Origin of the sequence: Hymenobacter yonginensis (assembly GCF_027625995.1) — a bacterium.
GTDB lineage: Bacteria > Bacteroidota > Bacteroidia > Cytophagales > Hymenobacteraceae > Hymenobacter > Hymenobacter yonginensis.
In genome coordinates this window covers 618061-639938 of the sequence record NZ_CP115396.1, presented here as the reverse complement: position 1 = coordinate 639938, position 21878 = coordinate 618061, and the positions used below count along the sequence as shown (strand labels likewise).

The following is a 21878-nucleotide window of genomic DNA, read 5'->3' as shown; positions in this document are numbered from 1 at the left end:
GAGCCGATTTTTATGTTTTCCCCATGACTGCCCGCTTGCTTGTTATAACCCTGCTGCTGGCGGCCTGCACCCGGCCGACCCGGCACGCAGCCCGTTTGGCGTCTCCGGCTCTTGCGGCCACACTCGACTCGCTCAGCGCCGCTGACTGGCAAGACCGCCAGGCTATTTTTGCAGTGTTCCGGCAACATGGATTCAACTCAACCGCAGCGGATACGGCCAACCGCTGGCTGCTGCGGCAGGATGCTGCGCGGCTGGCGGCCTTTCAGCAGCTGGAGCGCCGCCACGGCTGGCCCGCACTAACCCAGGCCGGTGCCGAAGCAGCCGGAACTGCTTTTCTATTGCTCCAGCATGCTCCGGATTCCGTACAGCTGCGGTATTTGCCCTGCGTAGAGGCCCTTTATAAAGCCAAAGGGCTGCCGGCCGCCGATTACGCCACTTACCTTGACCGGGCATTGCTCAATCAAGGGCAGCCTCAGCAGTATGGCACGCAGTCGGCCCGGGTAGTGCGCCCTTCCGGCGAAACCGTAGACTCGTTGTTGCCGACAGCGGAGTTCGACAAGCTGGACGAGCGCCGCCGTACCATGAAACTGGAACCTCTACAGCGACAATTGCGCCCGGGCACCATGTATTTTAAGACCAAGCCGTAAGGTATCAGCCGTGGACACCTCGTCCGAAAACCGCAAAATCATTCACCTCGACATGGACGCGTTTTACGCTTCCGTGGAGCAGCGCGACAACCCGGCGCTGCGCGGCAAGCCCGTGGCCGTGGGTGGCTCGCGGGCCCGGGGCGTGGTGGCGGCGGCGAGTTACGAGGCCCGGCAGTTTGGGGTGCGCTCGGCCATGCCCTCCAGCACGGCGCTGCGCAAGTGCCCGGAGCTGGTGTTCGTGAAGCCGCGCTTCGAGGTGTACAAGGAAGTGTCGCGGCAGATTCGGGCCATTTTTGCCGAATACACGCCGCTCATCGAGCCGCTTTCGTTGGATGAAGCCTACCTCGACGTCACCGAGAACCTGAAAGGCATTGCGCTGGCTACACAGGTGGCGCGCGAAATCCGGGCCGAAATCCTGCGCCAGACCCAGCTGACGGCCTCGGCGGGCGTCAGCTACAACAAGTTTCTGGCGAAGCTGGCCTCCGACCACCGCAAGCCCAACGGTCAGTTCGTGATTCGGCCCGAGCAGGGGCTGGCGTTTGTGGCGCAGCTGCGGGTGGGCGAGTTTCACGGCATCGGGCCGGCCACGGCGGCGCGGCTCAATCAGCTGGGCATCTTCAGCGGGCTGGACCTGAGGCAGCAGTCGGAGGCGTTTCTACGCCAGCACTTTGGCAAGGCCGGCGGGCACTACTACCTCATTGCCCGGGCCCAAGACCACCGCCCCGTCGTGCCCGACCGGGTGCGCAAGTCGGTAGGCTCCGAAACCACCTTCGCCGAGGACCTGCACAAGCTGCAAGAGCTACTCGAAGGCCTGCAGCCCTGCCTGGATTCGGTGTGGGACTACTGCCAGCGCACCGGCTTGCTGGGCCGCACGCTCACACTCAAGGTCAAGTACGCCGACTTCCAGCAGATTACGCGCAGCCGAACACTGCCGGCGCCGCTGGCCAGTATGGCCGCTCTGGCTCAGATCAGCCAGGAGCTGGTGCAGGGCTGCCAGCCGCTGCCCAAAGGCGTGCGGCTTCTGGGAGTTTCGCTGTCCAACCTCGAAACGCCGGAAGATTTCATCGGCAAGCAGCTCACGCTCAGCCTTTAGACTTGGGGGCCTTTTTGGCAGGTTTGGTGGCGGCCGGCGCGGGTCGGGCTTTCTTGCGGGCAGCTTTGCGGGCCTGGCGCCGCTTGCGCAGTCCGGCCAGCCGCTGCCGTTCCTCCTTGCGCTCGGCGCGGGCGGCCATGCGCTCGGGTAGGCGCGCCATCAGCCGCTCGCGCACGTAGCGGGCCAGGCTGGACAGCGGAACCAGCTGCGTGGTGCGCAGAAAATGCAGCACCTCCGCCCGGCGCAGGCTGCTCACGCCGTGCAGGCCGCGGGCCAGCAGAAACTGCTTCACCTCTTCCAGCAGCAGCAGGCTGGCCAGCGGCGCGGGCTCTACGGTGGCATTGTAGCGGGCGGCGCGGTGCGGGCGCAGCTCCTCCCCTACCACCACCAGCACGCCCACCCAGTCGGGCAGCAGCGGCAGCAGCTTGGGCAGGTGCTTTTCCGTCACCACAAACGTCACGAAATCATACACCTCAGCGTAGCAGCGCAACTGATTGGGCACGCGCTGCAGCGTGTCGGCGTCGCCTTTCACCTCGTAGCCATGCAGAAAGTCCGGCGTGATGTGCACGACGTCGGCGCGGGTGGTGCCGGTGGGCAGCTCATCAATGTACACGCCACCCGGCAGCAGTGGGTACAGCAGGGCGCGGATTTCCGGGTCGTTCATAAGGGCCGGTTTTGGCTGGCTAAAGGTGCGAACGGCAACGGCCATCGGCAAACAAAAAGAAAGCCCGGCCGCACTAAATGCAGCCGGGCTCAGGCAAGAACGCGGGAATTATCCGGTCTGCTTAGTTGGAATCGGTTTTCACTTTCCGCTTCTTCTTCTTGTCTTTTACCTTGGCATCCGCCGGGATGGTGGTAGCCGATGGGCTTACGCTGGTGCTGGACTGCGTTTCAACGGTGGTGGTGGTAGCCGGCACCGTAGTGGTCGTGGAGTTAATGGTTCCGTTCGCCGGATCCGGCATCGTGGTGGTCGTGCTCTGTTGAGTCGGCACCGTGGTCGTGGTGGTGGTGTTGGTGGTCTGGGCGTTGGCAGCAGACATACCGGTTACGAGCACGGCGGCAATAGCAAGTAGCTTTTTCATGTAAATCAAGTTGAAGGTGAACTACTTAAGTCAGCCGCTTGGCTGTCTTTTGAATAGCCTCTAACGCAACTTTGCTTCTCATGGTTCAGCTTGAGCTGAACATTGCCCCTGGCGCCGCCGGCTCACCGCTACCTCAAATGCCGCAGTACAGCCATGCAGCCAGCATCTTGCGCCCAAGCTGACCAGCAAAAAAAAACCATCTGATTCAACCCACCAAACGCCCAGCCATACGCGTTTGGCACCGGCTCGGGCAGCCGTATTCAGCCGGTACCTCTACCAGAAAGGCCGGGCTGCCCCGCAGAGTAGCCCGGTCTTTCTGGTGGCTGGCAATCAGGTTAATCTATTCCGGAAAGTTGGGGGTGGTGCGCATCCGGGTGCGTTTGCGCTTCTCCTTCACTTTAGTTGGTTGCGGCTCAGCCGGGGCCGGCGAAGCCATGGTTCCCTGCTGCATGGTAGCATCGGGCGGTGTTGGCTTGCGCACTGAGTCTGTGAGCACCGGCGTGGCGGGTGGGCTTGGCGGAGGAGGCACCGTTTGCGCGAAGGCAGCCCCGGCTAGCAGTAGCAACAGGACGCAGACAGCTGGCATTTTCATGGCTAGGCAGTTAAGTGAAGCGCAGGCAGGCACCAACCAGCCAGCCTGTTAATATACATAAAAATCTATATAAAATTCACTTCTCTTGCTTGCCATTACTTCAGCAGCTCGTGCAGCACAGTTTGCATGGAAATGGTGCGGTTGCCGGCTTCTTGGATGATGAGCGAGCCAGGCGCATCGAGCACGGCGTCGGACACTTCCACGTTGCGGCGCACGGGCAGGCAATGCAGAAATTTGGCGCTGTCGGTGAGGGCCATGTGCTCGGGGGTGAGCATCCAGGCAGGGTCGTTGCCCAGCACCTGGCCGTACTGCTGGTAGCTGCTCCAGTTTTTGGCCTGCACGTAGTCGGCGCCTTCCAGGGCCTTCTTCTGGTCGTATTCGATGCGGGCGCCTTTGGTGAATTTGGGGTCCAACTCGTAGCCCTCGGGGTGGGTGATGACGAAGTCAACCCAGTCGATTTCCGAGAACCAGTCGCAGAACGAGTTGGGCACGCACTGGGGCAGGGCGCGCACGTGCGGAGCCCAGGTGAGCACTACTTTCACGCGCTCTTTCCGCTTGGTTTCGGCCACCGTAATCAGGTCGGCGAAGCTCTGTAGCGGGTGCAGGGTGGCGCTTTCCAGGCTGATGACGGGTACGGTGGCGTACTGCAGAATCTTGTTGAACACGACCTCGCCATAGTCCTCAGCCTTGTCCTTGAGGGTGGGGAAAGTGCGCACGCCCAGCACGTCGCAGTACTGGCTCATCACCGCAATGGCGTCTTTGATGTGCTCCTGGGTGCCGCCATTCATTACGGCCCCGTCGGCCATTTCCAGGGTCCAGGAGTCGGCCCCAGCGTTGAGCACCCAAGCTTGCGCGCCCAGGTTGTAGGCCGCCTTCACCGAACTGAGCCGGGTGCGTAGGCTGGGGTTGAAGAATATGAGGCCGACGGTTTTGTTGCGCCCGATGTGCTGGTAGCCGTAGGGGTTGGCCTTGATGTCGAGGGCCTGCTGCAACAGGGCTTTATAGTCGCCTGCATCGGCGAAAGAGGTGAAGTTTTTCATTTTGTAGGCTTCTTTGCCTGAGATTTATACTTGACAATAAATTCCGCTGCTTCTCTCATACTCTCAGGGTATTCGACCCGATTGTAATGGTTTTGCGTCTCGTCCCGATGATAAACGTGTTGATATGGAAACCCATTCTCAATCAGGAATTTCACAGTTTCCCATTTAGCAGCTTCACTCTTTTTGGGTGGTCGAAATCTGTGCGGTAATTGAATCATTGGGACACCGCATGTATTGCAAACTATTGCGCGAATACCTTCATAAGGCACATTAAAGGCATTGCAGCAATTGAAACAGACATTTTTGTGGCCCATATCAAAAACGAGTTAAAGCAACTTTTTGCCGTAATCCATGACGCCGATTTTATAGAGCTTCATCGCCTTGGAAAAAGACTTGTTGCAAAGCAACACATCAGTCGTTTTTAGCCATGTGCTCACGTTTCTCAATGCGTCATCCAGCAGCGCTAAATGTGAGTCGTGACGTCCTAAAACAACATGGATTTCCGACTCATCAAACAGTGCATGAGCGTATTCAGCTACTTTATCCGCTCTGTATTCATCCGCCTTTTCATGATTCAAGCCAACATAAATCAAGTCGGACCATGTGAGGCCGTTTAATTTATGTTGGCTTGAAATGTAGATGTTTCTTGAGTCCATACTGCAACGATACGCGAAGCAGGAGCTTCGCGCTACATCGCCTTATACTCGTTCCAGCTCTTAATCTTCAAATCCTTCATTTCCAGCGAGCAGAAAGCCTGAATAAACGCCTTCGCCAGCCGCGCATTCGTCAGCAAACCGACGCCGAAATCCACGGACGTGCGGCGGATTTTGTAGTCGTTATCCAGCTCGCCTTTCGACAGGTTTTTGGGGATGTTGATGACTAGGTCGATTTTCTTTTCCTTCAGGTAGGTCAGCACGTTGGGCTCCTGCAGCTCATCTGGCCAGAAGAGGAGGCTGCTCGGGATGCCGTTTTCGGCGAAGAAGCGGTGCGTGCCCTGCGTGGCGTACACGGTGTAGCCCTTTTTGATGAGCAGCGCGGCGGGCGCGAGTAGGGCCACTTTGGAGATGATGGGGCCGCCGGAAATCAGTACCGATTTCTGCGGGATTTTGTAGCCCACGCTCAGCATCGATTTCAGTAGCGCTTCCTCGGCGGTGTCGCCCAGGCAGCCGACTTCGCCGGTGCTCACCATGTCCACGCGCAGCACCGGGTCGGCGCCGGGCAGGCGGGTGAAGGAGAACTGCGGGGCCTTCACGCCCACGAAGGGCAGGTCGTACACCCGCTCGCTTTCGTCGCGTTCTACGTGTTTGCCGAGCAGCACCTGGGTAGCCTTTTTGATGAGGTTGTTGCCCGATATTTTCGACACGAACGGGTAGCTGCGCGAGGCGCGGATGTTGCATTCAATCACCCGGATTTCACCATTTTTTTCCAGGAACTGAATGTTGAACGGGCCGCTGATTTCGTAGCGCTTGGCAATCTTCTCGGCGATGATTTTCAGCTTGCGGATGGTGCCCACGTACACCCGTTGGGGCGGGTAGTACATGGTGGCGTCGCCAGAGTGCACGCCGGCAAACTCCACGTGCTCGGAAATGGCGTAGCTCACGATGTCGCCGTGGTCGGCCACCGCATCTAGCTCGATTTCCTTGGCTTCCTGGATGAACTCGGATACCACCACCGGGTATTCGGCGCTCACCTCGACGGCCGTTTTCAGGAATTCTTCCAGCTCGAAGTTGTTGGACACCACGTTCATGGCCGCGCCCGACAGCACGTAGCTCGGCCGGATGAGCACCGGAAAACCGACTTCGCGCACGAATTCCTGCATCGCAGCCAGCGAGGTCAGCTCCTTCCAGCGCGGCTGGCCGATGCCCAGCTCGTCCATGATGCTGGAGAACTTGTGGCGGTTCTCAGCCTCGTCGATACGGGCCGGCGCGGTGCCCAGAATGGGCGCGTGGGCATCGGCCAGGCGGGTGGCGAGGTTGTTGGGAATCTGGCCGCCGGTGCTTAGAATCACGCCGCCGGGCTGCTCAAAGTCCAAGATGTCCATCACCCGTTCGAAGCTAAGCTCCTCGAAATACAGCCGGTCCGACACGTCGTAGTCGGTCGATACGGTTTCGGGGTTGTAGTTGATGATGATGGTTTTGTAGCCCTCGGCCGATGCCGTTTGCACGGCCTGCACGCCGCACCAGTCAAACTCCACCGACGAGCCGATGCGGTACACACCCGAGCCCAGCACCACCACCGACTTCTCGGTTTCGCGCGTCAGGTCGTTTTCGGTGCCGTGGTAAGTGGTGTAGAGGTAGTTGGTTTTGGCCGGGAATTCGGCCGCCAGCGTGTCAATCTGCTTCACCACGGGCAGCACGCCCAAGGCCTTGCGGCGGGCCCGCACCAGCAGCTCGTCGGCTTTGGTGCCGTGCGTGGCGTCGCCTTCGCCCAGCAGCTTCACGGCAATCTGCTGGTCGGAGAAACCAGCCTTTTTCACGTCGCGCAGCAGGTTGGTTTCCAGCCCATTCACGCCCGCGCTACGGCCAGCGGCGAGCTGATTGCCCAGCTCGAAAATAGTGTGCAAACGCTGCAAAAACCAGTGGTCAATCTTGGTCAGCTCGTGCACCTGCTCCAGCGTATAGCCAGCCTCGAAAGCGCTGTTGATGGCGAAGATGCGCTCCTCGTTCGGCTCGCTTAGGAGCTGGTCGATGGCGGCGTTATTCAGCTCGTCCTCGGGGCGGTTGGCCACGAAGCCGCGCTTGCCGGTGTCCAGCATCCGCAGGCCTTTCTGGATGGCTTCCTCGAAGGATTTACCGATGGCCATCACCTCGCCCACGCTCTTCATAGCGCTGCCAATCTGGCGGTTAACACCCGCGAACTTGCCCAGGTCCCAGCGCGGCAGTTTCACCACCACGTAGTCGAGGGCCGGCTCGAAGAAGGCCGAGGTGGTCTGCGTCACGCTGTTTTTCAGCTCGGCCAGCGAGTAGCCCAGGCTCAGCTTGGCAGCCACGAAGGCCAGCGGGTAGCCCGTGGCTTTCGAGGCCAGCGCCGAGGAGCGGGAGAGGCGCGCATTCACCTCAATCACGCGGTAATCCTCCGAAACGGGGTCGAGGGCGTACTGAATGTTGCACTCGCCTACGATGCCCAGGTGGCGAATGGTCTTGATGCCGATGCTGCGCAGCTTGTGGTACTCGCGGTTGCTCAGCGTCTGCGACGGGGCCACCACGATACTCTCGCCGGTGTGGATGCCGATGGGGTCGAAGTTCTCCATGTTACAGACCGTGATGCAGTTATCATAGGCATCGCGCACCACTTCGTACTCCACTTCTTTCCAGCCCTTCAGCGATTCTTCCACCAGAATCTGGTCGGAAGTGGTGAAGGATTTCTGGGCCAGGGCCCGCAGCTCGTCCATATTGTTGGCGAAGCCGCTGCCTAGGCCGCCCAGCGCAAACGCCGCCCGCACGATGATGGGGAAGCCGATTTTCTCGGCCGCCGCCAGCGCGTCGTCCATCGTCGTCACGGCCACGCTGCGGGCCGAGAGCACGCCAATCTGCTCCAGCTTCTCCTTGAAGATGTCCCGGTCCTCGGTGTCGATGATGCTCTGCACAGGCGTGCCCAGCACCTTCACGTTATACTTCTCGAACACGCCGGCGCGGTACAGGGCCACGGCGCAGTTCAGCGCCGTTTGGCCGCCAAAGGCCACCAGAATGCCATCGGGCTGCTCTTTTTTGATGACTTCCTCCACGAAGTAGGGCGTCACGGGCAGGAAGTATACGTCGTCGGCAATGTTGTCCGACGTCTGCACGGTGGCAATGTTGGGGTTGATGAGGATGGTGCGGATGCCTTCCTCCTTCAGCGCCTTGAGGGCCTGCGAGCCGGAATAATCGAACTCCCCGGCTTCGCCAATTTTGAGGGCGCCGGAACCAAGGATGAGAACTTTGTTGGGTTTGTTCATTTCGTGCAGTTAAGGCGCAAGCGCCAACATTCTCTTTGTTTAGGTTGAGTAGACGTGATTCAATTCTGCTACCACTCCGATATTTTATAAGAGGTTATAACTGAATCTGGTCCCAGTGTCAGGTCGAGTGTTTTGCCATGTACAGGGTCGATATCTGATTCGAAATCTTCGACGATTAAGTACCGAAGTGTGCCTTCAGGCTCACCATAGTTTGAAGGCTCACCCAGCGAATCAAGAAGTTGCGCGTAAGTAAGTCCCTTTAGTTGATGGTGTTTAACTAAATCATCAACCATTCGCTCACGGTGCGGGAAACTTCCTATATCGCCTCTATAGGACCACTGATGCCTGTCAAATTTCGTTTCCTGTTTACAGCCATTCACTATAGTTATAAGAGAGACTAATAGCGAACAATACAGTGGACGAACTTTGAGGAAGCGCATATTTATTTAGCAGCCTTATACTCCCCTACCGCTTTCAAAAAGTCATCAAACAGAAACTCCGTGTCCTGCGGGCCGCCGGCGGCTTCGGGGTGAAACTGGGTGGAGAAGAAGGGCTTGGTTTTGTGCTTGATGCCTTCGCAGGTGCCGTCGTTCAGGTTTTCGAACAGCATATCCCACTCGGCGGGCAGGGTTTCGGTATCCACCGCGAAGCCGTGGTTTTGGCTGGTGATGTAGCAGCGCTGGGTGCCGGTGAGCTTCACGGGCTGGTTGTGGCTGCGGTGGCCGTATTTTAGCTTGAAGGTGTCGCCGCCCGCCGCCAGGCCCATGAGTTGGCTGCCCAGGCAGATGCCGAAAATCGGCTTGTCCTGTTGCAGGGCTTTCTGGAGGTGCTGAATGGTGGCTTCGCACATTTTGGGGTCGCCGGGGCCGTTGCTCAGGAACAGGCCATCGTAATTGAGGGTCGTGAAATCGTAGTCCCAGGGCACCCGAATCAGCTCCACGTCGCGCTCCAGAAAGCAGCGGATGATGTTGGTTTTGGTGCCGCAGTCCACGAGCACGATTTTGTGTTGGCCGTGGCCGTAGTGCTGCACGCCGGCCGGGCTCACCTGCGCCACTAGGTTGTCGAGGTTGGGGTCGTGCAGAGGCACGTCGGTTTCAGCCACGATTTTGCCCAGCAGGGCGCCTTTCTCGCGCAACTTCTTGGTGAGCATGCGGGTATCGACGCCGAAGATGCCGGGGATGTTGTACTCCTTCAGCCAATCGCCGAGGCTTTTGGCGGCGTTCCAGTGGCTGTGCTCCTCGGAGTAGTAGTTCACTACCAGCCCGGCAATGTGAATTTTGTCGGACTCGAAAATCTTCGAAATCGACTCATACAGCTCCTCGCCGGGCACGCCGTAGTTGCCCACCATGGGGTAGGTAAGCACCAGAATCTGGCCGGCGAACGACGGGTCGGTGAGGTTTTCGGGGTAGCCGGTCATGGCCGTGCTGAACACCACTTCGCCGGCGGCCGAGGTGAAGGCGCCGAACGACTGGCCCTCGATTTCGGTGCCGTCTTCGAGGATGAGTTTTACTGTTTGCGTCATGATGTAGGAACGTAGGCAGAACGTCAGGGTGAGCTTGCCGAAGCCTGACTGTTCGTTTATTGAAAATTTTGCTGACCTAAACGGTAGCTAGATGTCGTCCTGGCCCGGCAGGCCCAGCAGCGCCGCCGCCTGGCGCGCCACGGTTCGGACGCCGTCCACCGTCGGGCCAGTGATGGTCAGGTGGCCCATTTTGCGGCCGGCGCGGGCCTGCTGCTTGCCGTAGAGGTGCAGGTGCGTGCCCGGCAGCGCCAGCACGGCAGTCCAGTCGGGCTCCTGCTGCTGGTCCTGGGTGTCCAGCCACACGTCGCCGAGCAGGTTGAGCATGATGGCCGGGGAGTGCTGGCGGGGCGGCAGCAAGGGCAGGCCCGCCATGGTGCGCACCTGCAGGTCGAACTGCGAGGCGTCGCAGGCATCTATGGTGTAGTGGCCGCTGTTGTGGGGACGCGGGGCCATTTCGTTTACCACCAGGCCGCCGTGCTCACTGCCATCGGCTACCACAAAAAACTCCACGCACAGCACCCCCACGTAGCCGATGTGCCCGGCAATGGCCACGGCGGCGGCGCGGGCCTGCTCGGCCAATGCCGGCGGCAATGCGCCTTCGTAGGCGTGCGTCACGGCCAGAATGCCGGCCACGTGCATGTTGCGCTGGGGCGCAAAGCTCACTACCTGCCCGTCCCAGCCGCGCGCCACCAGCACCGAGCACTCGGCCGTGAGTGGCAGCATCTTTTCCAGCACGCAAGCCACGCTGCCCAGCTCCGCCCAGGCGGCGGCCAACTCCTCCGCGGTTTTCACCCGGATCTGGCCCTTACCGTCGTAGCCCAGGCGCGCCGTTTTCAGGATGCCGGGCAGCAGGTCGGGCCGCTCGTTTTGCACGGCCTGCAGCTGGGCTTCCGTCTCCAGCACGGCGTAGGGCGCGCACGTCACCCCCGACACGGCGGCGCAGGCCGCGAAGTGCGCTTTTTCCTCGATACGGTCCTGGGCAATGGCTACGGCGGCCGCGGCCGGAGCCACGGGGCGGGCCTGGGCCAGCGTGTGCAGCACCGCGGCGGGCACGTTTTCAAACTCGGTGGTGATGGCCTGGCACAGGTCAGCCAGTTGTGCCAGCCCGGTCGGGTCGTCGTAGCTGGTCTGAATGTGGTGGTGGCTCACCAGCCCGGCGGGGCTTTGCGGGTCGGGCTCCAGCACGGCGGTGCGGTAGCCCAGGCGCTGAGCGGCGTGCACCAGCATGCGGCCCAGCTGGCCGCCGCCCAGCACGCCCAGCGTGGCCGGCCGGCCGGCGGCGTCGGTGCTGCCGGGGAAAACGGGGGTCATGTCAGGAGCCTTGCTCATACTCATACTGGCAGCGTCATGGCCCGGGCGGCTGCGGTTTGCTCAGCCCGGAAGGTGTGGAGTTTGGCGGCCAAGCGGGCATCGTGCAGGGCCAGCTGGCTCACGGCAAACAGCGCCGCGTTGGCGGCCCCGGCCTCGCCGATGGCAAACGTGGCCACGGGAATTCCTTTCGGCATCTGCACGATGCTGTGCAGCGAATCGACGCCCTGCAGGTGGCGGCTGGCCACGGGCACGCCCAGCACGGGCACGGTGGTTTTGGCGGCCAGCATGCCCGGCAGATGGGCCGCGCCACCCGCGCCGGCAATGATGGCCTGCAGGCCCCGCGGCTCGGCCTGCTCGGCGTAGGCAAACAGGTCGTCGGGCATGCGGTGGGCCGACACCACGCGGGCCTCGTGGGCTACGCCAAACTGCGTGAGAATCTGCACGGCGTGTTTCATGGTTTCCCAGTCGCTGCTGGAGCCCATCACCACACCCACCAAGGATTTGTCGGAGGCGGGAGTATCGGAAGAAGGAAGGGTGTTACTCATAGAGGTTACTTGGTTGTCATGCCTCATCTGGCGTCCGCTTATCGAAGCATCTCTACCGCTTCGTTCTCAACAAGTGAGTTGGTATGAGGTAGAGATGCTTCGGCAAGCTCAGCATGACCGTTTTGGAGTTTTCAGACACGACCTGGTTAAGCTCAACGAAGCGGTAGAGATGCTTCGGCTGCGCTCAGTATGACGTTCTGTGTTTCAACTAGCCGACGGCCACCGTGGCTTCCCGCTCCAGCAGTATTTCCGTGCCCAGAATCACCACATCTACCCGGCCTTGCAGCGTCTGGTTGATGAAGGGCGTGTTCTGGGATTTGGACTTCATGAACTCCTTGGTGAAAGTGGTTTCGGCTTCGGTGTCGAACAGCAGGCACTCGGCCGGCTGGCCCACTTCGATGGTGGGCACTGGCAGGCCCATCAGGCGGCGGGGCTCCGCGGAGTACCGCTTCACCACTAGGTCCCAGCCGAATTTCTCGGGCCGCACGAAGAAGTGGTAGAGCGACACCAGGGCCGTTTCCAGGCCGGTGATGCCGTTGGGGGCGCTGATGAAGTCCTGGGCTTTTTCGAAGGGCGTGTGCGGGGCGTGGTCGGTGGCAATGAGGTCGAATACGCCTTCCTTGAGCCCTTCCAGCAGCGCGTCGCAGTCGGCCTGGGTGCGCAGCGGCGGGTTCATCTTGTAGTTGGTGTCGTAGTCGCCGATGTGCTCCTCGGTGAACAGCAGGTGGTGCGGGGCTACCTCGGCCGTTACCTTCACGTCGCCGCGCGACTTCCACCACTTAATGGTTTCCATGCCCATCTTGCTGGACACGTGCTGGATGTGCACGTGCGCCCCTGCCGCCCGGGCCAGCCGGATGTCGCGGTCGATGATGATTTCCTCGGCGCAGGCCGGCGAGCCTTTGATGCCCAGCCGGTAGCTCATCACGCCTTCGTTGATGGCGCGCGGCCCGGCCAGCTCCGGCACCTCGCAGTGGCTGGCGAAGAACATGCCGAACTCGGTGGCATACTGCATGGCCCGCAGCAGCACGGCCGGGTCGCCGGTGGTGTCGCCGTCGTCGGTGAGCATCGTCACCCCGAGCAGGCGCATGCCGTCGATTTCGGCCAGCTCCTTGCCTTCGCGGTCTTTGGTGACGCAGCCGGAGGTATACACCGGAATCCGGGACTTGCGCTTGGCGCTTTCCAGCACCGTAGACACCACCGCCGACGAGTCGATGGCCGGGCGGGTGTTGGGCATCATCACCACGCCGGTCACGCCGCCGTTGATGGCCGCCTCGCTGCCCGTGGTGATGGTTTCCTTGTTCTCGAAGCCCGGAGCGCGGAAGTGCACGTGGGCATCAAACATGGCCGGCATCAGAATGCGGCCGCGGGCGTCGATGACGCGGGCACCCTCCGGCACGGCCAGGCCGGGGCCGATTTGCTGGATGACTCCTTCGACAATCAGCACATCGCCTTCAACAAGCACGGGGGAGTTTTCGGAGGCGATGCGGGTGTTTTGAAGCAGAATCATGGGGAGAGAAGGGCTGTTAGCGGGCAAGGTGGGAGAAGGAAATGCGGTTAGCAGAAGATAAAAAACGCGGGCGGCGCTCAGGGCATTACCAGCGCCGGGGCAGCCCCGGACCGGCTGGCGTACGCCGGTTCGCGCTTGGGCAGGTCGCCGCCGGGCGTGAGCCAGTTGAGCACGGCCATGCGCACGGCAATGCCGTTTTCTGCCTGGTTGTTGATGAGGCTGCGCTCATAGTCCATCACGGCGTCGCAGAGCTCCACGCCCCGGTTGACGGGGCCGGGATGCATGATGTAGAGGCCCCGCTGGCGGATGTCCTCCAGGCGGGTGTTGGTGATGCCGTAGATGCGGTGGTACTCGCGCAGGCTCGGGAAAAACTGCACGTCCTGGCGCTCCATCTGCACCCGCAGCAGGTACACGAAATCGGGTCCCCAGGCCATAGCCTCGTCGTAGTTGGTGAAGCGGCGGATGGTGGCCGGGCCGTATTTGGGCACCAACGAACCCGGCCCGAGGTAGGCCACCTCCACGCCCAGCTTCTGCAGCAGCGTGCTGGTAGAGCGCGCCACCCGCGAGTGCAGAATGTCGCCGATGATGAGCACGCGCTTGCCCCGGGGGTCAGCAAATTTCTCCTTGATCGTAAAGGCATCCAGCAACGCCTGCGTGGGGTGCTCGTGCGCCCCGTCGCCGGCGTTGATAACCGATGCCTTGGTGAGCCGCGCAATCATGCCCGGCAGGCCCGACCGGCCGTGCCGCACGATGATGTAATCGGTGCGCATGGCCTGGAGCGTTTCAATCGTCTCGCGCACCGATTCACCCTTGGTGATGGAGGAATGGGCCACGTTGAAGTTGGTGACTTCGGCCGAGAGACGCTTGGCGGCCACCTCGAAGGAAGAGTGCGTACGGGTACTGGGCTCGTAGAACAGCATCAGCACCGACTTACCTTCCAAAACGGGCACCTTTTTCCCGGAGCTGGTGAGCAGCTGCTTGAAGGCAGTGGACTGGTCGAGCAGGAGCTCAATTTCCTCACGCTGCAGGGAGGCGATGTCGAGCAAATCTTTACGGGCCATACGGGTAGGAAGAAAAAGTGAACTGCTAGAGGAAAGCCGACGAACTCAATGGGCATAAAAAAACCGTTTCGGAATCCGAAACGGTGGCGGGGCAATACCCAGAAAAAACAGCGAAAGCGACAGAAGGAAAATCAGGAAAACCGATGGTATCGAAGACCTTCCGGTCCACTCGCGGTTCCTGGTTGAGCAAGGTTCCGCGCTTCATCAACAAGTTGTGTGCTTGAAGCATGGTGCAAAGCTACGGTATTGTTACGTTCGGCAACATACCGGCGGGGCTATTTTTTTCACCCCGCTTTGCTCAACTCGTTCGGTTATCCTGTCTGGCTGAATGCGTTACTTTTTCTGCGGTATTCCCCCCACCGGTGTATCGGCAATCCGGGGTTTTCTACTTAGCAGGGTACTTAATCTATCGGGTGCCTCACCTCCTGGCCCCCTCTCCTGCAGAACGGGGCCAGCCTATCATTGGCAAAAAGCGAGGCGGAGAAGTTCAACGACGAGACTCCACCTAGTGCGTCTCTACCCCCTTCTAATCCAGGGGCGAGGCTTGTGGAATGGCTGCTGCCTCTTTTGCCGTCAGTGCGTACAGCGCCTGCAAAAACCGGTCTACCTCGGCTTTGGTGATATTCAGCGGGGGCAGCAGGCGCAGCACCGTGGGGTCGGAGGCGTTGCCCACGAAGATGTGGTGCTCCGAGAGCAGCTGGTCGCGCAAGTCTTTGATGGGGAAGTCGTACTTGATGCCCACCATCAGGCCCCGGCCGCGGATTTCCTCGGCCCCGGCGTGGGCTTCCAGCTCCAGGCGCAGGTAGTCGCCCAGCTCGGCGGCGTGCTGCACCAGGTTTTCCTGCTCAATAACTTCCAGCACGGCCAGCGCGGCGGCGCAGGCTAGGTGGTTGCCGCCGAAGGTGGTACCCAGCAGTCCGTAGGACGCCTTCAGTTCGGGCGCAATCAGGATGCCGCCAATGGGGAAGCCGTTGCCCATGCCCTTGGCCACCGAAATAACGGCGGGCCGGATGCCGGCGTGCTGGTGGGCGAAGAACTTGCCGCTGCGGCCGTAGCCGCTCTGCACCTCGTCGGCCAGCAGCAGCGCACCGTACTGATGGCACAGTGCCGCCAGCCCCTGCAGAAACTCATCGGAGGGCATGATGATGCCACCCACGCCCTGGATGGGCTCGATGATGACCCCGCACACGTCGCCGCCCTGCAGCACCTGCTCCACCGCCGCCAGGTCGTACTCCAGGAAGCTGATGTGGTGGTCGGCGTTGAAAGGTGCCACGATTTTGGCGTTATCCGTAGCGGCTACCGCGCCTGAGGTGCGGCCGTGGAACGCGCCTTTGAAGGCAATAACGCGCTTTTTGCCGGTGTGGAAGGAAGCCAGCTTCAGCGCATTCTCGTTGGCCTCGGCCCCGGAGTTGCACAAAAACAGCGTGTAGTCCTCGTAGCTCGACACCCGGCCCAGCTTCTCGGCCAACTCCCGCTGAATCGGAATCTGCACCGAGTTGGAGTAGAAGCCGATATTCTGCAACTGCCCGGTGAGGCGCTGCACGTAGTGCGGGTGCGAGTGGCCTATGCTGATAACGGCGTGCCCGCCGTAAAAATCCAGATACTCCTGGCCCTTGTCGTCCCAGAGTTTCGCCCCCAGCGCCTTCACGGGCGTGATGTTGACGAGCGGATACACGTTGAAAAGCTCCATGGTATAGATGTGAGAGCTGAGAGGTTAGAATTTAGAAGTAGGTAGTGCCCACTCCACCGTGGACAAAGAGGTTTTTGCTGGGAAATTGACGATTCAGAATGGTGAAGTGCCAGTTCTCAAATGGCCCGTCCTGAACTATCAATTCCTGCTGGTTACTAAGCTTCAGAAACAGTTGCCCTTGTTTATCAGCTTTTGCTTCCTCAATTGTGACATCAGCATGAAACCAGTCAAAAAAGAGCAACAGAGCTTCTTTTTGGCGCGGAGAAAACGTGGTTATGTGCCCCGATGCTTCTACCTGAAATTCTCCGTGGAGGTCGAGGAATACACGTTCGTCAGCATCAGCATAGACCAGTCTTATCATGCCGTTGTACTTAATCTGCTGAATGGCACAGCCCACTAATGGTAGTGCATAGTAGCGGCCTATTTCCTTCAGCATTTTGGCGGCGGATTGATTGGTCCTTTAAAACAGCCCGGCCTTCAAACCCAGCCCCGTCGTTTCGGGCAGGCCGAAGATGAGGTTCATGTTCTGCACGGCTTGGCCGGAAGCGCCTTTCACCAGGTTATCGATAACGGAGGTGATGAGCAACTGCTTGCCGAGTTTCTGCACGTGCAGCAGGCACTTATTGGTGTTGACTACCTGCTTCAGATGCACTTCCTTGTCCGACACAGTAGTAAACGGGGCGTCCTGGTAGAACTGCTGGTACAGCGCGCGAGCCTCGTCCTGGGTCAAATCCGACGGCGTGTAGACGCTGGCGAAGATGCCCCGCGTGAAGTTGCCGCGGTACGGGATAAAGTGGATGTCCACGTCCAGCTCGTGCTGCAGCTGCGCCAGGCTCTCCCCTATCTCGCCCAAATGCTGGTGCGTGAAGGGCTTGTAGATGGACACGTTGTTGGTGCGCCACGAGAAATGCACCGTCTCCGACAGGCTCTGCCCCGCGCCCGTGCTGCCCGTAATGGCCGATACGTGCACGTCGTCTTGGAGCTTGCCGGCCTGGGCCAGCGGCAGCAGCGCCAGCTGGATAGCCGTGGCGAAGCAGCCAGGATTGGCAATGCTCTGGGCCTGCTGGATGCGGCTGCGGTTCAACTCCGGCAGCCCGTATACAAACTCCCGGCCCGCAAACTCGGCATCGACTTCCAGGCGGAAGTCGTTGCTCAGGTCGATGACGTGGGTGGTTTCGGGCAGCGGGTTCTGAGTCAGCCAGGCCTTGGAGTTGCCGTGGCCCAGGCACAGGAACACCACGTCTTCGTCGCCCTGCAGCGCGGCCGCGAAGCGCAGCTCCGTGTCGCCCACCAGGTCGTCGTGCACTTGGTAGATGGGGTTGCCGGCGTTGGAAGAACTCACGATGCCACCCAGCTCCACAAACTGGTGGTGCAGCAGAATCCGCAGCAGTTCCCCCGCCGTGTAGCCGGCCCCGCCGACGATACCAGCCTTAATTTTCATCGTTGAACGAGCCATGAATCCGCAGCTGGTTGCTGAAGATTTTGATGAAGCCTTTCGCGTCGCGCGAGTCCCAGGCGTTGTTCTCCTCGCCGTAGGTAGCCACCTTCGACTGCATCATATCGAACGGCGACTCCACGCCCAGCAGCTCAAACTGATACGGCTTCAGCGTCACGTACACCGTGCCCGACACCCGCTCCTGCGACGATTCCAGGAACGCCTCCATGTCGCGCATCACCGGGTCGAGGTATTGGGCCTCGTGCAGCAGCGTGCCGTACCAGTTGGCGATGTAATCCTTGTGCAGTAGCTGCCAGCGGCTGGAAGTGTGCTTTTCCAGCAAGTGGTGGCCTTTAATGAGGATCAGCGGCGCGGGCGCCTCGAAGCCCACCCGGCCCTTAATGCCCAGAATCGTGTCGCCCACGTGGGTGTCGCGGCCGATGGCGTACTGGCCGGCCAGCTCGTTGAGGGCCACAATCAGGTCCACCGGCTTCATGGTTTCGCCGTTCAGGGCCACCGGCTCGCCTTTCTCGAAGGTGATGCTGATTTCCTGGGGCTCGTGCTGGCTCAGCTGCGTCGGCCAGGCCGACTCGGGCAGCCCCTGGCGGGAGGTCAGGGTTTCTACGCCGCCCACGCTAGTGCCCCAGATGCCTTTGTTGATGGAGTATTTGGCTTTTTCCCAGCTCATCTCCACGCCATTAGCTTGCAGATACTCGATTTCCTGCTGGCGCGAGAGGCCCAGGTCGCGGATGGGCGTGATGATTTCGGTGTCGGGCGAAATCACCGAGAAAGCCACATCGAAGCGCACCTGGTCGTTGCCGGCGCCGGTGCTGCCGTGGGCAATGTAGTCGGCCTTGTTCTCGCGGGCGTATTCGGCCAGCGCCAGGCTCTGAAACATGCGCTCGGCACTCACGCTCAGCGGGTAGGTGTCGTTTTTGAGCACGTTGCCGGCCAGCAGGTAGCGCAGGCACTGCTGGTAGAACCGCTCGGTTACGTCAATCACCTCGTGGCGCGTGGAGCCCATTTCGTAGGCGCGCTGCTCGATGCCGGCCAGCTCCTCCTGGGAGAACCCGCCCGAGTTGACAATCACCGTGTGGACTTCCAGACCCAGCTCCCGGGTCAGGTACACCACGCAATAGGACGTATCCAAGCCGCCGCTATAGGCGAGAACTACCTTTTTTTTCATGGAGTGCTGTGTAGTATTAGTGGGCCGTCATGCAGAGGCGGAGCCGAAGCATCTCGCGTGCTGAGGTTGTGGGAAAAAGAACGTCATGCTGAGCGAAGCCGGAGGCGTAGTCGAAGCATCTCTACCTCTGGCCAATTAATTACCATTGCAACGAAGCGGTAGAGATGCTTCGGCAAGCGGACGCCAGATGGAGCATGACGTTCTGGTGACTACCAATTAGTGCTTCTGCTCCAGAATTTCGATGGATTGCTGCGTGAAGCTGTCGTCCAGCGTATCGTACACCATACCGGTGCAGAGGCACATTTTGCGCTGGTTTTCCATCAGGATACCGTAGTTTTTGCAGCTGGAGCAGCCCTTCCAGAAGTCGTCCGACTGGGTGAGCTCGGGGAAGGTCACGGGGCGGTAGCCCAGCTCGTTGTTGATCTTCATCACGGCCGCCGAAGTGGTGATACCGAAGATCTTAGCCGCCGGGTACTTGGTGCGCGACAGCTCAAACACGCGGTGCTTAATGGCGCGGCCCAGGCCCTCTTTGCGCAGCTCGGTGTTTACAATCAGCCCCGAGTTCACCACAAACTTGGCATCCTCGAAGGTTTCGATGTAGCAGAAACCCGCCAGCTGGTCATCGATGAAGGCAATGATGGCATCACCCTTTTCCATCTTCTTAATCAGATAGTTAGGATCACGCTTGGCAATGCCGACGCCGCGGGTTTTGGCGGATTCTGCGTACCATTGACAGAGGGTTTCCACATACTGCGCATCGGCAGCATCGGCGACTCGTAGGAACATGGTCAAAGCTCGGTGGGCTGCCGGAGTTGGGCAGCAGACTCGGAAAGACGAAAAGCAGGAGGGGAACGGCGCGGGCCAGACAAAGCCTATGCTCAGGCAGCAACGCCGATAGCGACAAAAACCCAAAAAGAAGGTGGGGCCAGCAGGCCGGGGAGCGGGGCATCCCGGCGGATACCGGGCAACGTCACACGAAGGCTTACACTCGGACTAAGGTCGGTTGATTCGTAAAGTGTCTCTTGGGGTGGGCTCCGGAGGGAGGACCCGGCGTCGGTTCGCGGTAGAGGCGGAACCCGGACGTACTATTGCAGCCAGCGGTTAAGCTGGCATGATTCGCACGACCATGCTAGGTCGTCGCAGAAGCGCAATAGAAGAGAGTTGAATCATGACGGGTGCCGCGGGGCGGCGAGGGAGTGTTTTCACGGTTTAAATCGTTTAAACCGCTAAATCGTTGCAAAACTAGAGGATTTTTTTCGGAAACTTTGCCGCTCCGGGAGCAAAATAAATTTCTTAACAGTGAGGCCGCCCGGTTGCGACCGAGGCCCAACGAGCTCCATTTTGGCAGCGTACGGCGCGCAATGCCGCATTTCTCCCTACTTGCATCCTATGAGCGAAGGCCTGAAAATTTTTAAAATCGGGGGCGGCATTATTGATGATGACGCCCAGCTGCAGCGGTTTCTGCGGGAGCTGGCGCGGGTGCCGGGTCGCAAGGTGCTGGTGCACGGCGGCGGCAAAGGTGCCAGCCAGATGCTGCGCGACCTGGGCCAGGAACCCCAGATGGTGCAGGGGCGCCGCATCACCGACGCGGCCACCCTCGACATCGTAACCATGTTCTACGCCGGCAAAACCAACAAGCAGGTGGTGGCCGGCCTGCAGGCCGCGGGCGTAAATGCGCTGGGTTTGTCGGGGGCCGATGGCAACGCCATCCGGGCCGTGCGGCGGCCGGTGCGCGACATCGACTACGGCTTCGTGGGCGACCTGCCGGCCGACGCCGTGAACGTGACCCTGCTGCGCCAGTTGCTGGAAACCGGCCTGCTGCCCGTGTTCTGCGCCATCACCCACGACGGCGCGGGCCAGCTGCTCAACACCAACGCCGATACCATTGCCAGCGTGCTGGCCTGCGCCCTGGCCCCGCACTACGCCGTGGAGCTGCACTACTGCTTCGAGAAGGACGGCGTGCTGCGCGACGTGGATGATGACGCCTCCGTAATTCCGCAGATAACCGTCGTTGAGTACCGGCAACTGAAGGCCGAGGGCGTCATTGCGGCCGGCATGGTGCCCAAGCTGGATAACGCCTTTGCCGCCCTGGAAGCCGGCGTGGAGCGGGTGGTTATCGAGCACGCCCTGCGCATCAACGAGTCCGTAAAAACCGTGCTATGCCGGAGCTAACCGCCCTTACCGACGCCGCCATTGAGCTGCTGATTCAACTGGTGCAGACGCCCTCCTTCTCGCGGGAAGAGGACCAGACGGCCGAGTTGATTTTCCGGTTTCTGGCGTTCCGGGGGGCCCGCCCCCAGCGCGACGCGAACAACGTGTGGACCGTTTCGAAGCACTTTGACCCGGCCAAGCCCACCATCCTGCTCAACTCCCACCACGACACGGTGAAGCCCGGCGCGTCCTGGGCCGCCGACCCGTTCGGGGCCGTGGTAGACGGCGACCGGCTGACCGGCCTGGGCAGCAACGACGCGGGGGCTTCAGCGGTGAGTCTGCTGGCCACGTTCCTCTACTTCCACGAGCGGGAGAACTTGCCTTACAACCTCATCTGCGCCATTACGGCCGAGGAGGAAGTATCGGGCGCGAATGGCATCCGCCGGCTGCTGCCGCTGCTGCCTAGGATTGACCTGGGCATCGTGGGCGAACCAACCCAGATGGACTTGGCCGTGGCCGAAAAAGGCCTAGTGGTGCTCGACTGCGTGGCCCACGGCCGTACCGGCCACGCCGCCCGCGAGGAAGGCGAAAATGCCCTCTACAAAGCCCTCGACGACGTGCAGCGCCTGCGCGACTATCGGTTCGAGCGGGTGTCGGAGCTGCTGGGACCGGTGAAGCTGACGGTTACCCAAATTCAGGCCGGCACCCAGCACAACGTGGTGCCCGACCGCTGCACCTTCGTGGCCGACGTGCGCACCAACGAGCTATACACTAACCCGGAAGTAGTGGAGCTCGTGCGCGGCCTCATCGGGGCTGAGGTGACGCCCCGCTCTACCCACCTCAACTCCTCGCGCATCCCGCTCACGCACCCGCTGGTGCAGCGCGGCGTGGCGCTGGGCCGCCGTACCTTCGGCTCCGTCACCCTCTCCGATCAGTCGATGATGCCCTTCATCACCGTCAAAATCGGCCCCGGCGACTCGGCCCGCTCCCACACCCCCGACGAGTACATCCTGCTCAGCGAAATCCGCGCCGGCGTGCAGGGCTACGTGGAGATGCTGGACGGGCTGGAGCTGTGAGGTAGA

Annotated in this window: 20 protein-coding genes; 4 read left to right on the top strand and 16 right to left on the bottom strand. The window is 60.8% G+C overall.

Going from position 1 to position 21878, the window contains the following annotated elements; genetic code table 11:
- Positions 1 to 35 precede the first annotated feature (35 nt).
- Together O9Z63_RS02840 and dinB are read left to right on the top strand one after the other, a co-directional pair.
- Positions 36 to 647, top strand: a complete 612-nt coding sequence (locus tag O9Z63_RS02840) for a DUF6624 domain-containing protein (protein ID WP_270127774.1) — start codon at positions 36 to 38, stop codon at positions 645 to 647.
- Between the two features lie 10 nt (positions 648 to 657).
- A complete protein-coding gene (gene dinB, locus O9Z63_RS02835; protein WP_270127773.1) occupies positions 658 to 1740 on the top strand; it encodes a DNA polymerase IV in 1083 nt (360 codons plus the stop codon).
- On the opposite strand, the gene O9Z63_RS02830 is transcribed toward dinB, so the two are convergent.
- From O9Z63_RS02830 to O9Z63_RS02755, 16 genes are all read right to left on the bottom strand, one after another.
- Positions 1730 to 2404, bottom strand: coding sequence for a sce7726 family protein (locus O9Z63_RS02830; RefSeq protein WP_270127772.1), 675 nt, complete (start codon positions 2402 to 2404; stop codon positions 1730 to 1732). The genes dinB and O9Z63_RS02830 overlap by 11 nt on opposite strands.
- Positions 2405 to 2525: 121 nt before the next feature.
- Positions 2526 to 2822, bottom strand: a complete 297-nt coding sequence (locus tag O9Z63_RS02825; RefSeq protein ID WP_270127771.1) for a hypothetical protein — start codon at positions 2820 to 2822, stop codon at positions 2526 to 2528.
- Between the two features lie 340 nt (positions 2823 to 3162).
- Positions 3163 to 3414 (bottom strand): hypothetical protein, encoded by a 252-nt coding sequence (locus tag O9Z63_RS02820; protein WP_270127770.1) that lies wholly within the window; start codon positions 3412 to 3414, stop codon positions 3163 to 3165.
- Between the two features lie 95 nt (positions 3415 to 3509).
- Entirely contained in the window at positions 3510 to 4454 is a 945-nt protein-coding gene (locus O9Z63_RS02815) for a Rossmann-fold NAD(P)-binding domain-containing protein (RefSeq protein ID WP_270127769.1), read from the bottom strand.
- A 326-nt stretch (positions 4455 to 4780) separates the two neighbouring features.
- The gene (locus O9Z63_RS02810; RefSeq protein ID WP_270127768.1) at positions 4781 to 5110 is read right to left on the bottom strand and encodes a hypothetical protein; all 330 of its coding nucleotides are present in this window, start codon (positions 5108 to 5110) and stop codon (positions 4781 to 4783) included.
- A gap of 32 nt (positions 5111 to 5142) precedes the next feature.
- Entirely contained in the window at positions 5143 to 8388 is a 3246-nt protein-coding gene (gene carB, locus O9Z63_RS02805) for a carbamoyl-phosphate synthase (glutamine-hydrolyzing) large subunit (RefSeq protein ID WP_270127767.1), read from the bottom strand.
- A 442-nt stretch (positions 8389 to 8830) separates the two neighbouring features.
- Complete coding sequence (carA, locus tag O9Z63_RS02800) at positions 8831 to 9910, bottom strand: glutamine-hydrolyzing carbamoyl-phosphate synthase small subunit (protein ID WP_270127766.1); 1080 nt, start codon at positions 9908 to 9910, stop codon at positions 8831 to 8833.
- An 87-nt stretch (positions 9911 to 9997) separates the two neighbouring features.
- Positions 9998 to 11239 (bottom strand): 5-(carboxyamino)imidazole ribonucleotide synthase, encoded by a 1242-nt coding sequence (locus tag O9Z63_RS02795; protein ID WP_270127765.1) that lies wholly within the window; start codon positions 11237 to 11239, stop codon positions 9998 to 10000.
- Between the two features lie 2 nt (positions 11240 to 11241).
- Positions 11242 to 11766, bottom strand: coding sequence for a 5-(carboxyamino)imidazole ribonucleotide mutase (gene purE, locus O9Z63_RS02790; RefSeq protein WP_270127764.1), 525 nt, complete (start codon positions 11764 to 11766; stop codon positions 11242 to 11244).
- 208 nt (positions 11767 to 11974) lie between these two features.
- Positions 11975 to 13273: a dihydroorotase gene (locus O9Z63_RS02785; protein ID WP_270127763.1), complete on the bottom strand. Its 1299-nt coding sequence runs from the start codon at positions 13271 to 13273 to the stop codon at positions 11975 to 11977.
- 77 nt (positions 13274 to 13350) lie between these two features.
- Positions 13351 to 14334 carry an aspartate carbamoyltransferase catalytic subunit gene (locus O9Z63_RS02780; protein WP_270127762.1) on the bottom strand — a complete coding sequence of 328 codons (984 nt, stop codon included), beginning with the start codon at positions 14332 to 14334 and terminating at the stop codon, positions 13351 to 13353.
- 526 nt (positions 14335 to 14860) lie between these two features.
- Positions 14861 to 16024: an aspartate aminotransferase family protein gene (locus tag O9Z63_RS02775; protein WP_270127761.1), complete on the bottom strand. Its 1164-nt coding sequence runs from the start codon at positions 16022 to 16024 to the stop codon at positions 14861 to 14863.
- A gap of 31 nt (positions 16025 to 16055) precedes the next feature.
- On the bottom strand, positions 16056 to 16460 hold the full coding sequence (locus O9Z63_RS02770; RefSeq protein WP_270127760.1) for a DUF6188 family protein: 405 nt from the start codon (positions 16458 to 16460) through the stop codon (positions 16056 to 16058).
- A gap of 24 nt (positions 16461 to 16484) precedes the next feature.
- The gene (gene argC, locus O9Z63_RS02765) at positions 16485 to 17480 is read right to left on the bottom strand and encodes an N-acetyl-gamma-glutamyl-phosphate reductase (protein ID WP_270127759.1); all 996 of its coding nucleotides are present in this window, start codon (positions 17478 to 17480) and stop codon (positions 16485 to 16487) included.
- Positions 17455 to 18645, bottom strand: coding sequence for an argininosuccinate synthase (gene argG / locus O9Z63_RS02760; protein WP_270127758.1), 1191 nt, complete (start codon positions 18643 to 18645; stop codon positions 17455 to 17457). Before argG ends, argC begins: the two co-directional genes overlap by 26 nt.
- A 216-nt stretch (positions 18646 to 18861) precedes the next feature.
- Positions 18862 to 19431, bottom strand: coding sequence for a GNAT family N-acetyltransferase (locus tag O9Z63_RS02755; RefSeq protein WP_270127757.1), 570 nt, complete (start codon positions 19429 to 19431; stop codon positions 18862 to 18864).
- 603 nt (positions 19432 to 20034) lie between these two features.
- Between O9Z63_RS02755 and argB the strand changes: the two genes are divergently transcribed.
- Together argB and O9Z63_RS02745 are read left to right on the top strand one after the other, a co-directional pair.
- Positions 20035 to 20817 carry an acetylglutamate kinase gene (gene argB / locus O9Z63_RS02750; RefSeq protein WP_270127756.1) on the top strand — a complete coding sequence of 261 codons (783 nt, stop codon included), beginning with the start codon at positions 20035 to 20037 and terminating at the stop codon, positions 20815 to 20817.
- Positions 20805 to 21872, top strand: coding sequence for a M20 family metallo-hydrolase (locus O9Z63_RS02745; RefSeq protein WP_270127755.1), 1068 nt, complete (start codon positions 20805 to 20807; stop codon positions 21870 to 21872). Before argB ends, O9Z63_RS02745 begins: the two co-directional genes overlap by 13 nt.
- Positions 21873 to 21878: the final 6 nt, after the last annotated feature.